10 protein-coding genes are annotated in these 14,044 nt (G+C 64.6%); 6 read left to right on the top strand and 4 right to left on the bottom strand.

The genetic code is table 11. The features are described from left to right. Positions 1–53 precede the first annotated feature (53 nt). From A5779_RS16555 to kstD, 3 genes are all read right to left on the bottom strand, one after another. Positions 54–899, bottom strand: a complete 846-nt coding sequence (locus A5779_RS16555) for a hypothetical protein (RefSeq protein ID WP_064883686.1) — start codon at positions 897–899, stop codon at positions 54–56. A 252-nt stretch (positions 900–1,151) separates the two neighbouring features. Then, entirely contained in the window at positions 1,152–2,012 is an 861-nt protein-coding gene (locus A5779_RS16550) for an enoyl-CoA hydratase ChsH3 (RefSeq protein WP_064883684.1), read from the bottom strand. A 1-nt stretch (position 2,013) separates the two neighbouring features. After that, on the bottom strand, positions 2,014–3,717 hold the full coding sequence (gene kstD, locus A5779_RS16545) for a 3-oxosteroid 1-dehydrogenase (protein WP_064884023.1): 1,704 nt from the start codon (positions 3,715–3,717) through the stop codon (positions 2,014–2,016). 73 nt (positions 3,718–3,790) lie between these two features. Between kstD and A5779_RS16540 the strand changes: the two genes are divergently transcribed. Genes A5779_RS16540 through dmpG form a run of 3 tightly spaced genes read left to right on the top strand, consistent with a single transcriptional unit; the run spans position 3,791 to position 6,569 of the window. After that, entirely contained in the window at positions 3,791–4,576 is a 786-nt protein-coding gene (locus tag A5779_RS16540) for a 2-keto-4-pentenoate hydratase (RefSeq protein ID WP_064883683.1), read from the top strand. Between the two features lie 23 nt (positions 4,577–4,599). Then, positions 4,600–5,520 (top strand): acetaldehyde dehydrogenase (acetylating), encoded by a 921-nt coding sequence (locus A5779_RS16535; RefSeq protein ID WP_064883681.1) that lies wholly within the window; start codon positions 4,600–4,602, stop codon positions 5,518–5,520. Next, positions 5,517–6,569 (top strand): 4-hydroxy-2-oxovalerate aldolase, encoded by a 1,053-nt coding sequence (gene dmpG / locus A5779_RS16530; protein WP_064883679.1) that lies wholly within the window; start codon positions 5,517–5,519, stop codon positions 6,567–6,569. The genes A5779_RS16535 and dmpG overlap by 4 nt, the downstream gene beginning before the upstream one ends. On the opposite strand, the gene A5779_RS16525 is transcribed toward dmpG, so the two are convergent. Further along, positions 6,566–8,179 carry an alpha/beta hydrolase gene (locus A5779_RS16525; protein ID WP_165609798.1) on the bottom strand — a complete coding sequence of 538 codons (1,614 nt, stop codon included), beginning with the start codon at positions 8,177–8,179 and terminating at the stop codon, positions 6,566–6,568. The two genes, dmpG and A5779_RS16525, sit on opposite strands and share 4 nt — an antisense overlap. 388 nt (positions 8,180–8,567) lie before the next feature. Here A5779_RS16525 and A5779_RS16520 point away from each other — a divergent pair, with 388 nt between their 5' ends. The 3 genes from A5779_RS16520 to A5779_RS16510 form a co-directional block, all read left to right on the top strand. Continuing rightward, positions 8,568–10,670 carry a RecQ family ATP-dependent DNA helicase gene (locus tag A5779_RS16520; RefSeq protein ID WP_064883675.1) on the top strand — a complete coding sequence of 701 codons (2,103 nt, stop codon included), beginning with the start codon at positions 8,568–8,570 and terminating at the stop codon, positions 10,668–10,670. Between the two features lie 1,167 nt (positions 10,671–11,837). Then, positions 11,838–12,053: an MbtH family protein gene (locus tag A5779_RS16515; RefSeq protein ID WP_004571464.1), complete on the top strand. Its 216-nt coding sequence runs from the start codon at positions 11,838–11,840 to the stop codon at positions 12,051–12,053. Positions 12,054–12,101: 48 nt separating this feature from the next. Continuing rightward, the coding region (locus A5779_RS16510) for a condensation domain-containing protein (RefSeq protein WP_165609797.1) at positions 12,102–14,044 on the top strand (1,943 nt) is incomplete at its 3' end.

The following is a 14,044-nucleotide window of genomic DNA, read 5'->3' as shown; positions in this document are numbered from 1 at the left end:
GCCGAGCCGCCCGCTTTGTCACTCCAGAGTGACTGCGGGCCTCCACGGTTGCGCTAGCGTGACATTCGTTGTGCCCGAGCGGCGATAACCCGACGCAGGATATTTTCTTCACGTTCGCCGGCGGAGATGCGGACGTTGATCCATCCTTGCCGTTGTATCCGCTCGGCCCTTCGGAGATCCCAGCCGTACCGCCAGCTGCTGGATCGGTGTTCCTCACCGTCGTACTCGGCCGCGACTTTGATGTCCTCCCAACCCATGTCGAGATACGCGAATGGGTCGCCGGGGCCGTCGAGAACCGGGATCTGGGTCTGTGGTCGAGGCAAGCCTCCGTCGATGAGGATCAGCCGCAGCCAAGTTTCCTTTGGGGACTGTGCGCCGCCATCCATCAAGTCCAAGGCGGTGCGGGCGCGCTGAATGTCCCGGCGCCGCGCGTATCGCTGTATCAACAGGTCGACGTCGGCGGCTTTGAGGTCGGTCGCGTGGGCAAGCGCATCGAGGGTCGCTACCGCGTCGTCCCGCGGATACCAGCAGCCGATGTCGAGTGCGGTGCGCGCCAATGAGGTGACTGGCACGCCCTCGAACCGGACTATCTCATCGTCTTCGATCGCTTCGGTTCGAATCCGCAGTCCCGCGAGCGGATTACGGTTGGAGTGGATCAGTTCAATCGGTGACTTCGGATCGACCCATTTTGCGCCGTGCACGGCTGCTGCCGAGATTCCGGCCACGATGCCGCGCTGCCGGGACCATAGCCAAGCGGCCTGCGCCCGAATGAGTGGTGTCAGTTCGGTGCCTGGGCTCACGTAGACATCCCGGAACACCCTGGTGTACTGGGTGCGTAGCGCGCTCTTGCGCAGTTCGCCGTTGGCAACGGCCTTACTGCCGACGAATGGTTCCCCCATGGCGAGAAAGTGTGCAGCGCAATGGCATATCCGTCACGTCGGTTATCCACAAGCGCTGGAGTGACACTCGTTGTCCACAGCCGCTCTGTGGTGACAGATGACGACACCACGCAGCTGTGGTAGTGGCCAAGGCAGGTCGAAGGCGGGCCCTCTGCGACGTTCGCGTTGTCACGCCAGAGTGGCTGTCAGCGCCCACAGCCACTCCAGCGTGACAAAGCGGGGGCGAAGCGCGGAAAAGCGGGGGAAAGACAGCTACGCCGGAACGAGCTCCACACCGGACAGCACGACGGCGTTGTCCCGCGACGGTGCCGTGAGCACGCCGATGAACTTGCCGTCTTCCTTCCAGATGTTGGCCTGCAGGGTCTCGCCGGGGATCACCACGCCGGCGAACCGGGCGCCGTAGGAAGCCACCTGAGAGACGTCGCCGTCGAGCAGGTTGTCAACGATGGCCTTGCAGCCGATGCCGTAGGTGCACAGTCCGTGCAGGATCGGCCGCTCGAAGCCCGCTGCCGCAGCGAATGCCGGGTCCGAGTGCAGCGGATTACGGTCACCGCACAGTCGATACAGCAGCGCCTGCTGCGGCAGCGTCGGCAGCGAGATCTCGATATCCGGTGCGCGATCGGGCAGCTCGGCCGAGGTGGCCGGTCCGCGCTCGCCGCCGAAGCCGCCCTCACCGCGGGCGAAGATCGACCGCTTGGTGGTCCACAGGACCTTGCCGGACTCATCGGTCACCGTGGATTCGCTGACGATGACGGCAGCCTTGCCCTTGTCCCAGATCTCGGTGAAGCGCTGCACCGACTTCGCGGTGCCGCTGGTCGGGATCGGGCCGGGCACGCTGACAGCCTCGCTGGCGTGCAGCACCTTCGACAGCTCGATGTCGATGCCGGGGAACTGCACCTTGGGCGCCTCGGTCATGTGGAAGCTGGCCGCGACGTTGCCGAACGTCGGCAGCACCTGCGGGGTGTCGTCGACGAGGTAACGCAGCTCGCGCGCGTCCATCGGGTCGGCACCGGCGCCGAGGCCCAGGTGGTACAGCTGGATGTCGCTGCTGGTCCAGGAGAACTCGATGGGTTCCAGCTCGGCGCCCAGCGCCTTGTCGAGATCGATCGGCATGTCAGCCCTTTGTGGTCGATGTGGCGGGAACCGCCGCGGCAATGTCGAGTGCCGCGAGGTATCCGAACGTCATGGCGGGACCAATGGTGCCGCCGGGGCCGGGGTAGGTGTGACCCATGACCGGTGAGCTGACGTTACCTGCGGCGTACAGGCCCTCGATCACGGAGTCGTCATCGCGTAGCACCCGGCCGACCAGGTCGGTGCGGACACCGCCCTTAGTGCCCAGGTCGCCCGGCACCATCTTGGCTGCGTAGTACGGGCCGTGCTTGATCTCGCCGAGGTTGGGATTGGGCTTGTTGGTGGGATCGCCGTAGTAGCGGTCGTAGGCGCTCTCGCCGCGGTGGAAGTCCTCGTCCACCCCGGAGCGGGCGAAGCCGTTGAACCGGTCGATGGTCGCGGCAAACGCGTCGGCGGGCAGACCGGTCTTGGCGGCCAACTCCTCCAGGGTGTCGGCCTTGACGATGACGCCGGACTCCAGCCACTTCTTCGGAATGCGTTGTCCAGGCTGCAGACCCGCGAAGATGAAGCGGTCGCGGTACTGCTGGTCGAAGATCAGCCAGGCCGGGATGTTCTCGCCGGGGCCCGCGCCCTGGCCGTATTCGCCGCCGTACATGTGGTGGCAGGCCTCGACATACGGCATCGACTCGTTCATGAACCGCTTGCCGGCCATGTTGACGATGATCGAGCCGGGAGAGTTGCGCTCGGACAGGGCGAACCACGGGGAGTCGACCAGTGGGACCGTCGGGCCCCACCATGAGTCCTCCATGAATTCGAGTGCAGCGCCCTGCTTTTCGGCAGCCAGGATGCCGTCGCCGGTGTTGGCCACCGCGCCCACGGTCCACTCGGTGGTGATGGGGGCGCGCTGGTACTTCACCCGCATCTGCTCGTTGTGCTCGAATCCGCCGGAGCCCAGGATCACTGCGCGGCGCGCGCGGATCAGTTGCGGCTCAGCGGAAGTGTCGCGGGGATCGACGACGTACACGCCGCGGACGACGCCGTCCTCGACGTAGAGATCGGTCAGCGCGGTGTTCAGCTGGACCGGCACGCCGGCCTGCTGCAGGCCGATGCGCAGCGGTGCGATGAGCGCACGGCCCATGCCGACCAGGTTCTTGCCGGTGGCGTTGGCCCACACGGAGCGGACGCCCACCTTGAGGCTGCGCAGCACGCCGCGGGGATGACGCTTGAGCTGGTTGAGCCGGACATAGTCCTGCTGCATCACCACCATGTTCATCGGCACCTTGCCGTACGGCGGCTCCAGGCCCTTCTCGTCAACGCCGAGCTTCTTGGCGTTGAACGGCTTGGGTTCCACCGAGCGGCCGGTGGGCTTGCCGCCGGGCGTCTCAGGGTAGTAGTCGGAGTATCCGGGCACCCAGCACAGCTTCAGCGGGGAGTGCTTGAGGACGAACGAGAGCATCTCCGGCGAGCGGTCGAGGTAGGTGTCGATCTTCTCTGCAGGCACCACGTCACCGATGATTTTGTGCAGGTAGGTGCGGGCGGCCTCGGGGGTGTCTTTCACGCCGTCGCGTTTGAGAATCTCGTTGTTCGGGATCCAGACCCCACCACCTGACCGCGCAGTGGAACCTCCATAGTGCGGCGCCTTCTCTACGACTACTGTCGAGAGGCCCTGATGGGCAGCGGTGAGGGCGGCGACCATGCCGGCAGCGCCGCTGCCGACCACGACAACGTCGTACTCCTGTCCAGTCATGTAGAACACGTTATAGAATTGACCGGCAATCCAACAACCGCCCCGGTCAAAGAAGTGAGGGGAATTCACCAGAATGCTTAGTGACGAGGTACGCGCCCAGCTGGCGGCCGATCTGGCCCAGGCCGAGCGCAGCCGGGTCCCGATGACGCCGCTGACCGATCGGTTCGGCGAAATCGACGTGGTGGATGCCTACGAGATCCAGCTGATCAACATCCGGCAGCGGGTTGCCGAGGGCGCCCGGATCGTGGGTCACAAGGTCGGACTGTCCAGCAAGGCGATGCAGGACATGATGGGTGTCGACGAGCCGGACTACGGCCATCTCCTCGACGAGATGGAGGTGTTCGAGAACGTCCCGGTGCCCTCGTCGAAGTTCCTGTACCCGCGGGTCGAGGTCGAGGTCGGGTTCATCCTTTCCGAAGATCTGCCCGGTGCGGGGTGCACCGAGGAGGACGTGCTGGCCGCGACGGCTGCGTTCGCTCCGGCGATCGAGTTGATCGACACCCGCATCACCAACTGGCAGATCAAGTTGTGCGACACGATCGCGGACAACGCCAGCAGCGCCGGATGGGTGCTCGGTGAGGCGCGGGTGTCGCCCAAGGACATCGACATCCGAAATATCGACGCGGTCCTGACCAATCACGGCGAGGTCGTGGCCGAGGGACGTAGCGATGCGGTGCTGGGTAATCCGGTCACTGCGGTGGCTTGGTTGGCCCGCAAGGTGGAGAGCTTCGGGGTGCGTCTGAAGGCCGGAGACATCGTGTTGCCCGGCTCTTGTACGCGTGCGATAGATGCACCTCCGGGCAGCGATTTCGTCGCTGACTTCGCCGGGTTAGGTTCAGTGCATCTTTCTTTCGAATGATGTTTCGAGGATAGGGAGCCGCTATGGCTGAGAAGGCATCAGTTGCCATCGTCGGGTCGGGCAATATCAGTACCGACCTGCTGTACAAATTGCTGCGTTCGGAGTGGCTGGAGCCACGTTGGATGATCGGCATCGACCCGGAATCCGAGGGTCTGGCCCGGGCGCGCAAGCTGGGCCTGGAAACCAGCCACGAGGGTGTGGACTGGCTGCTGGCCCAAGCCGACAAGCCGGACCTGGTATTCGAGGCCACCAGCGCCTACGTGCACCGGGACGCCGCGCCGCGCTACGAAGAGGCCGGCATCCGCGCGATCGACCTGACCCCCGCGGCCGTCGGCCCGGGTGTGATCCCGCCGGCGAACCTGCGCGCGCACTTGGACGCACCGAACGTCAACATGGTCACCTGCGGTGGCCAGGCGACGATCCCGATGGTCTACGCGGTGAGCCGTGTGGTGGATGTGCCGTATGCCGAGATCGTGGCGTCGGTGTCGTCGGCCTCGGCCGGTCCGGGCACCCGCGCCAACATCGACGAGTTCACCAAGACCACCAGCGCCGGTGTGCGCGATATCGGTGGGGCCCGCAACGGCAAGGCGATCATCATCCTGAACCCGGCCGAGCCGCCGATGATCATGCGCGACACCATCTTCTGCGCGATCCCCGAGGACGCCGACCACGCCGCGATCACGCAGTCGATCAAGGACGTCGTCGCCGAGGTGCAGACCTATGTACCGGGCTACCGCCTGCTCAACGAACCGCAGTTCGACGAACCGTCGGTGGTCAACGGTGGAAACCACCTGGTCACGGTGTTCGTGGAAGTGGAGGGTGCCGGTGACTACCTGCCGCCCTACGCTGGAAATCTGGACATCATGACCGCGGCGGCGACCAAGGTCGGCGAGGAAATCGCCAAAGAGCGCCTGGCCGCCCCGGCCGGAGGAGGCCAAGCATGAGCGACATTTTCTTCAATTCCGCCTGGGACGTCCGGATGACCGACACGTCACTGCGTGACGGGTCCCATCACAAGCGGCACCAGTTCACCAAGGACGAGGTCGGCGCCATCGTCGCCGCGCTGGACACTGCCGGTGTCCCGGTCATCGAGGTGACCCACGGGGACGGACTGGGCGGATCGAGCTTCAACTACGGGTTCTCCAAGACGCCGGAGCAGGAGCTGATCAAGCTGGCCGCCGAGACGGCCAAGGAAGCCAAGATCGCCTTCCTGATGCTGCCCGGTGTGGGCACCAAGGAAGACATCAAGGAAGCCCAGAACAACGGTGGCTCGATCTGCCGCATCGCAACCCACTGCACCGAGGCCGACGTCTCGATCCAGCACTTCGGGCTCGCTCGTGAGCTGGGCCTGGAGACCGTCGGGTTCCTGATGATGAGCCACACCATTGCGCCGGAGAAGCTGGCCAAGCAGGCCCGCATCATGGCCGACGCCGGCTGCCAGTGCGTCTACGTCGTCGACTCCGCGGGCGCCCTGGTGCTCGAAGGTGTCGCCGACCGGGTGTCGGCTCTGGTGGCCGAACTCGGTAACGACGCGCAGGTCGGTTTCCATGGCCACGAGAACCTCGGCCTCGGCGTGGCCAACTCGGTCGAGGCCGTGCGCGCCGGTGCCAAGCAGATCGACGGCTCGTGCCGTCGGTTCGGCGCGGGTGCGGGCAACGCCCCGGTCGAGGCGCTGGTCGGCGTATTCGACAAGATCGGCGTCAAGACCGGCATCGACTTCTTCGACATCGCCGATGCCGCCGAAGAGGTTGTCGCCCCGGCGATGCCGGCCGAGTGCCTGCTGGACCGCAACGCGCTGGTGATGGGTTACGCGGGGGTGTACTCCAGCTTCTTGAAGCACGCGGTGCGCCAGGGCGAACGCTACGGGGTGCCCGCCCACGAGCTGTTGCTGCGCGTCGGCCAGCGCAAGCTGATCGGTGGTCAGGAAGATCAGCTGATCGACATCGCGCTGGAGATCAAGCGCGAGCAGGAAGCCGAAAAGGCCAAGGCCTAAAGTTCGACCGCCGGCTCGGTGTCGTCGTCAGCGACGATGCCGAGCTGTCGGTAGACGTCGTCGCGGTAGTTGGCGGCCTGTGAGTTGATCGGCAGATAACCGCCTTGAGCCCAGTCGTGGATCTGGCCCATCCCGATCACCACGGTGACGTCGGCATTCGGATCGGCGTCGACCATCCTCTTTGCGTAAAGCAGTGCGCCGGGCGCGGCCTGCTCGCGCGAACCCACGTAGATCGTGGTCGGCGGCATTCCGTCGGTCGGCCCGATCATCGGGTTCCACAACGCTTCCGGCCCGGTGGCCCATGAGCCGTAGTACTCCTTGTCCTCCTCCGTGAGCCACACGACGGGGTCGTTCACCAACTCCACGTTCGGATCGGTGTAGGCAGCTTCGCCTTCGAGGCCAGGGGAGAGCAGCACCATGCGTGACGGGACTCGGCTCTCCAGGCATGCAGAATCGCCGTTGCAATCGCGGACGATCTTCTGCACGGCGAGCATGGACAGGGTGCCGCCGGCCGAATCCGCATACACGCTGACGTTCTCGGCGCCGTACTCCTCGACCTGTGCCGCGATGAAATCGGCCATCGGCGGGACGGAGTTCTCGGCGGTGCCGCCGTCCGGGATCAGCGGGTAGCGGGGTACGACGATCGTGGCACCGGTCTGACGTGCCATCTGGGTGTAGTCCATCCAGTGAATGATGTTGGGGTCGTAGACGAATCCGCTGCCGTGTACCGCGATGACCCGCTCACCGGTCGGGTTCGGCGGGGTGATGACCCAGACGTCACCGCCCTCGTAGGTCTCCTTGGTGACAGTCAGCCCGATGGTGGTGAACCACGGCGGGGTGGGGGTGGTGATCAGCTCACCCAGCTTCATCGTGATGTTGACGCCGATGGCCTGGGAGACCTGCTTGAGCGCCTCCATCCCGAACACGGTGATCTGGTCGGTGATCGAGGGTGCGGGGGTGGCGATCACGTGGTCGGCGAGTTCAGGCGGAACGACGATCCCCGGGGCAAGCGCCACCGGTCCCTCCGCGGTGACGGTGCTCGTGACGATGCCGGCCCGGGTCAGGAGGTCTTGCGGTTGCCTGAGAGCATGCTCGAATTCGCGGCGCGCGAATGCCAGCATGGCCCACGCCGCGGGCGGATCGGCCGGGGAGTCGGGCGTGGCGTTCAGCGAGAACGGGTTCATTACGGTGTTGATCACCGTGGCGACGGCTCCCGCTATCTCGGTCTGCACCTTCTCGGCCTTCGGCGGTGCGGGAATCTCGGGCCTCGGCTCGGGTGTGAACGCCGGCTTGGGGATCGCGGCGATCGATTCGACAGCGACAGCCAAGGGTGTTTTTGGTTCGGACGTCTCGGGGATGGTCTGCACGGCTTCGGGCGCGATCTCGGGTGCACTGCTCGTGGCCTGGCTCTGCGGCCGGAGGCGCCCGACAGTTCTGGTCTCGCGTTTTGTCCGTGCCTTGGTGGTCGTGACCTTCACCGCGGCTGTTGTTGTCCCTGCTGTCGCATCGCCGTCGGAGCGCGGCCGGGTAGGACCGACAGCGTCCAAGGCGTCGCTCACGGCGGTGCGCAGTTTGGCGCCCACCTTGTCGATCGCGGTTCTCGGAGTCACCTCGGTATCCGGGGCAGGATTGCGCGGTTTCGCTGCGCGCTGCCGTTTTGGTTTCACGCGATCAGGCGTCTTGGCCGACGTCTTCGACGAGCCTGACGAGCCCGACGACGTGGACGAGTGCGTGGGGTCAGCCGTGGCCACCCCGCATCCCAACCCCAATGCCACCGCTGATCCCACGCCGAGAACCACCGCCAACGCGCCGACGTGCCCTACATATCCCCCCGGATGCATTCGTTCACGTCTACCGGATCAACATCGTCTTCGAAGTGGTTTGAGAAAAACTTGACAAATGTTCATGTTTAAGCGGAACGCTTAGCGTCCCAGGGGTTTTGGTGATCGGTTCCTTGGCGCGGTGAGTGGTGTCAGCCGCTCCCGGCATGATTGAGCCATGGCAACCCGCGAGCAGGCCCAGTCGATCCTCGAACAATTGGCCGGACCCGCCGCGGTGCTACGCGATGACCAGTGGGCTGCCATCGAGGCCCTGGTGGTCGAGCGGCGCCGGGCATTGGTCGTACAACGCACGGGGTGGGGCAAATCCGCGGTCTACTTCATCGCGGCCAAGCTGCTGCGTGCCTCCGGTCGCGGGCCGACGGTCATCGTCTCTCCGCTGCTGGCATTGATGCGCAACCAGGTGGCCGCTGCCGAGCGGGCCGGAGTACGGGCCGCCACGATCAACTCCGGCAATGTCACCGAGTGGGACGCGATACACCAGCAGGTCGCCGACGGGGAACTCGACGTGCTGCTCGTCAGCCCCGAGCGGCTCAACAATCCCGATTTCCGTGACAACGTCCTGCCGGCCCTGGCCGCCGATGCGGGTCTGGTGGTGGTCGACGAGGCGCACTGCGTCTCGGACTGGGGGCACGACTTCCGGCCGGACTACCGCCGGATCCGCACCCTGATCGCCGAATTGGGTTCCCAGGTACCGGTTCTCGCGACTACTGCGACTGCCAACGACCGGGTGGTCAGTGACGTCGCGGCCCAGTTGGGGGTGGGCGGATCGGATACCTTGGTGCTGCGTGGCGGGCTGGACCGCGAGTCGTTACGCCTGTCGGTGGTGCAGGCGGGCACCCCCGCACAGCGTGCTGCCTGGATTGCGGCGCAACTGGATTCTCTGCCCGGCTCCGGCATCATCTACACCCTGACCGTGGCCCAGGCGCACGACGTGGCGGCGCTTTTGGCCGAGCGCGGCCACAAGGTGGCCGCCTATACCGGGTCCACCGACACAACCGAACGCGAACAACTGGAAGCCGACCTACTCGGCAATCGGGTCAAGGCGCTGGTGGCAACGTCGGCGCTGGGGATGGGCTTCGACAAGCCAGACCTGGGTTTCGTCGTGCACCTGGGGGCGCCGTCGTCTCCGATCGCCTACTACCAGCAGGTAGGCCGCGCCGGACGGGCAACCGACAGCGCCGAGGTGATCCTGCTTCCCGGCACCGAAGATCAGGACGTCTGGAGGTACTTCGCGTCGGTGGCGTTCCCCTCGGAATCGATGGTGCGCCACGTCATCGGTGCCCTGGAGACCGACCGCGCACAGTCGACCCAGGCGCTGGAACCACTGGTCGATCTCAACCGGTCGCGGCTCGAGATGGTGCTCAAAGTGCTCGACGTGGACGGTGCGGTCCGCCGGGTGAAGGGCGGCTGGGTCGGTACCGGAGAACCGTGGAGTTATGACGAACCCCGCTACCGGGCACTCGACGAGGCACGCCGCCGTGAGCAACAGGCGATGCTCGACTATCAGGCCACGGACAGCTGCCGGATGGTCTTCCTGCGTGGTCAGCTCGACGATCCCGAGCTGATTCCCGGCGACCAGTGCGGGCGGTGTGACAATTGCACCGGCCGGCGGTACGAGGCCGCGGTGGCGCGGGACATCCTCGCCGATACCGCCCAGCGGTTGTCCCGGCCCGGAGTCCTGGTTGCCCCGCGCAAGCAGTGGCCGTCCGGACTGGCCGCGCTGGGTGTGCCGCTGTCCGGCCGAATCACCGAGGGCGCCGCCCCGGGCCGGGCGATCGGCCGACTCACCGATCTCGGCTGGGGAGCGCGGCTCCGGCGGCTGCTCGCCGAACCCGACGGCGACGTACCCGACGACGTGATCGGCGCGGCGATCGAGGTCCTCAAGGCATGGGATTGGGATCAACGGCCGACCGCAGTCATCGGGCTGGACTCTCACACACACCCGCTGTTGATCTCTTCGACGGTGCAGCGGCTGGCGCAGATCGGGCGGCTGACAAACCTCGGCGTCCTGTCCTACGCCCCACAGCACCGCCCTGTCACCGCCGCGAATTCGGCTTATCGGGTGGCGGCCCTGGACGGTGCCTGGGAACAGCCGCACTTGGGTGTCGCCGACGGGGAAACAGGCGGACACTGGGAGGGCCCGGTGCTTCTGATCGACGATATGACGGACACCGGCTGGACGCTGACCATGGCCGCGCGGCTGCTGCGCGACGCCGGAGCGCCCGGGGTCTTGCCGTTCGTTTTGGCATCCGTCAGCTGAGGCCTTTCCGACGTTCTTCAGCGAGTTCATAGGAACGTCTGACCAATTGCAAACGTTATTCGGCGGCCGGTTGTTTGCCAAACTAGCCAAAAACCGGTGTATTAAGTGCTTCGCCGTGCCTGTGTGGAGTGGTTCCCTATTTGCGATCGCAAATTTAATACAAACGATCTTGATTTTGCATATTCAAGATCGCGGTAGGAAGGCGTGGCTAACTCAAACTGCTTCGCCGTTGGGCACCATTAACCTATATCGAACGCCTCTTACGTTATCGACAGAATTTGCTGACCGGCGGAGGGGCCCGGGCTACGGTGCCGTCGTCCGCGCTTCGGCGGGTCAGCGGGTTTCTCGGCCCTGATTGTTCGCTTCGCTGAATTGAACTACAGACGTGTCGTTGTCGTATTCACAGGTGAGACGTCCGGGCGAGTCGCCGCAGCCGGGCGTGTCGTTCTGTCCGATTGGCGACGTCCGAGTGTTAGCCCTGACGGGCTCGCCAGGTATCGCGTGAAGCGCTACGTCACGAGCGCGTTGTGCCTGCGCAGGCGGCGTGCGGCCGGCTCGGCAACGCCGTCGGTCGATGCCGCTCGAAACTGTGTATCTGCTGGGCATTTAGCCCTGTTAACGATGTCGTGTTGGTCCAGGGGGAACACATCGGCGGGGCGTGGAGGCGCCGCGTCGAGCAGGTTGATCCTCGGCTTCCGGGGCCACCGGCAATCGCGGAGCGGAGCGTCCCATCGCCGTTTGCGCGCCCGGACCGTCGCAGCGGAGCGGGCCATGGTGGATGGCCAGGCCCAGATTTTTCGCCGTAATCGCGGTCCGTGGGTGGCCGTGGTCGCTGACTCATGGGCCGACGCTGCCCAACCCGCAGGCCATCGCGCGTCTGGTCGGTGGGCGGCAAGTCTGGACAGGTCCTGAGAAACATTTGCCGAATCCCAGAACTCGTGACAAGTTGGTACTTGAATGGCGGAACTGCAGCAACCGGAAATCCTCTGATTTCTAATTTCTGCACTCTCGTCAAGATAAGTGGATATGCTGGCGCCCTGCAACGAGAACGTCATAGCTGGAGTGGGCCACAGGAAACAGGCATCGTGAAGCAACCGGCGGGGCTGGGTGCCTGCGCCGGGTTGTTGATCGATTTTCACTGGTCTACTCGACGATGGGGAGGACCAAGTGAGCATCAATCCGTTCGACGACGACAATGGCAGCTTTCGCGTCTTGGTCAACGACGAGGAGCAACACAGTCTATGGCCAACATTCGCTGACGTCCCTGCCGGCTGGAAGGTCGTGTACGGCGAGGCGGATCGAGCTTCTTGTTTGGACTACATCGAACAGCACTGGCCTGACATACGCCCTAAGAGTCTGCGCGACAGGTTGGCGGGACTCTGACAAATAGACACCGGCGCGGGGGCCCGAAACTTGCGGTGGGAGAGTCCGATGCAGCTTGATGAACAGTCGCTGCCAGTAACGCGCGCACAGCTCGATATTTGGCTTGCGCACGATGTAGCCGAATCCGGCACGGAGTGGTTACTCGGTCTATTCGTGAAAATCGCGGGCGCGCTCGACCGCGACGCCCTCGAGTGGGCGATCAACCGAGTCGTGCGAGAGGCTGAGCCGCTCCGCGCCCGCTTCTTCGAAGTGGACGGGCAGGTTTACCAGAAGGCGGTCGATCACCCGGACGTGCAGCTGGAATTCTATGACCTGCGCAGCACGTCTGACCCCGTAGCAGAAGCCCGTGACATGGCGGCCGCAATTCAGCGCGCGCCAATGTCTTTCACCGAACCGCTGTTCAGATTTGCGCTATATCAGACACGCGACGATGAGCACTTCCTGATCGCCTGCTGTCATCACATCGTGCTCGACGGAACCGGGATTGCGCTTGTCGGGTCTCGGCTTGCGTCGGTGTACTCCGCAGTTTTCTCCGGCGCTCCCATACCTCCGCCGATCTTCGGTTCGCTCGCGGATCTGATCGACAACGAGTCGAAGTACGAGGCTTCCGGCGAGTATCTCGCAGACCAGGCCTATTGGACTGGGCATCTTCCGCCGGAAGCGGGGCCGAACTCTTGGCAGACCGAATCCGTCGATCGCGATGAGCAGCATTCGCATTCCACCTCAGTGCAATTCGACTCTGAGCTGCTGCGCCAGGTCGACATTCTGGCTCGGTCGAAGAACGTTGCCCGCTCATCGGTCATCACGGCGGCGTGCGCGTTGCTCGTGCGTGGGTGGATTCCCGAGGGTTCGGACGTTGTGCTCGACTTCCCGGTCAGTCGGCGGGTAAGCCCGGAGTCGCGGACGCTGCCTGGCATGGTGGCCGGCGTCGTGCCGCTCAGGGTGAAGTCCTCACCGGCAATGTCGATCTCCCAATTCATCGACGATGTCGACGGCCACATACAGGAAGCGTTGCAGCATCAGCGCTATCCGGTACAAGCACTCGAGCGCAAGCTCAACCCGCGGTCGGCGGGTCAGATGGCGAATCGGGTGAGTGTCAACTTCCTTCCGTCTACGTTCACGTTGGACTTCGGCGGTGCGGAGGCTTCGGCATCGTTGACCAACGTCGGTGTTGTCGGTGGATTCGGTCTCGTCTTCTCCAGTGCCGGAGACGAATTGATTCTCAGCACGATGGGCACTGGTCAACCGTTCTCCAGTTTCGACGTCACGGATCTGGCAGAGCGTTTGCAGCGGATTCTCGCAGCGTTCGTCTCCGATCCGGCTCTGCGGTTGTCGGCTGTGGATGTTCTCGATGCTGCTGATTGTGCTCGGTTGGAGGAGGTCGGTCATCGGGGTGTATTGACGCGGCCGGCAGTGGAGTTGTCGGTTCCGGCGGCATTTGCGGCGCAGGTGGCGCGTGCTCCGGAGGCGGTGGCGGTCAGTTTTGATGGTCGTGTGTTGTCGTATCGGGAGTTGGATGAGGCGTCGAATCGGTTGGCGCGCTTGTTGATTGCTCAGGGTGCTGGGCCGGGTCGGTGTGTCGGTTTGATGATGGGCCGGTCGGTTGATGCGGTGGTGGCGATCTTGGCTGTGTTGAAGTCTGGTGCGGCGTATTTGCCGATTGATCCGGCGCACCCTGATGCTCGGGTGGAGTTCATGTTGGCCGATGCGCAGCCGGTCGCGGCGGTCACCGTGGCTGGGCGTGGCGAGCGGTTCCACGGATCCGGTGTGCCGGTGATCGCTGTTGATGATCCACGGATTGAGGGTCAGTCGGTCGCCGCGCTACCACTTCCTGCGCCTGATGATGTGGCGCACATTATCTATACGTCGGGGACGACGGGGACGCCGAAAGGTGTTGCGGTTACGCATCAGAATGTGACGCGGTTGTTCGACGGTATGGATGTGGGTGTCGAGTTGGGGCCGCAGCAGGTGTGGTCGCAGTGTTCGTCGTT

It is taken from the genome of Mycolicibacterium peregrinum (genome assembly GCF_001665625.1).
Classification (GTDB): domain Bacteria; phylum Actinomycetota; class Actinomycetes; order Mycobacteriales; family Mycobacteriaceae; genus Mycobacterium; species Mycobacterium peregrinum_B.
The sequence above is the reverse complement of the archived record's forward strand: the minus strand, read 5'-3'. Positions and strand labels throughout refer to the sequence as shown.

Coding starts and splice junctions, on each gene's coding strand:
- A5779_RS16520 (WP_064883675.1), top strand. CDS start 8,568: ATGGCAACCCGCGAGCAGGCCCAGTCGATCCTCGAACAATTGGCCGGA.
- kstD (WP_064884023.1), bottom strand. CDS start 3,717: ATGACTGGACAGGAGTACGACGTTGTCGTGGTCGGCAGCGGCGCTGCC.
- A5779_RS16555 (WP_064883686.1), bottom strand. CDS start 899: ATGGGGGAACCATTCGTCGGCAGTAAGGCCGTTGCCAACGGCGAACTG.
- A5779_RS16550 (WP_064883684.1), bottom strand. CDS start 2,012: ATGCCGATCGATCTCGACAAGGCGCTGGGCGCCGAGCTGGAACCCATC.
- A5779_RS16540 (WP_064883683.1), top strand. CDS start 3,791: ATGCTTAGTGACGAGGTACGCGCCCAGCTGGCGGCCGATCTGGCCCAG.
- dmpG (WP_064883679.1), top strand. CDS start 5,517: ATGAGCGACATTTTCTTCAATTCCGCCTGGGACGTCCGGATGACCGAC.
- A5779_RS16535 (WP_064883681.1), top strand. CDS start 4,600: ATGGCTGAGAAGGCATCAGTTGCCATCGTCGGGTCGGGCAATATCAGT.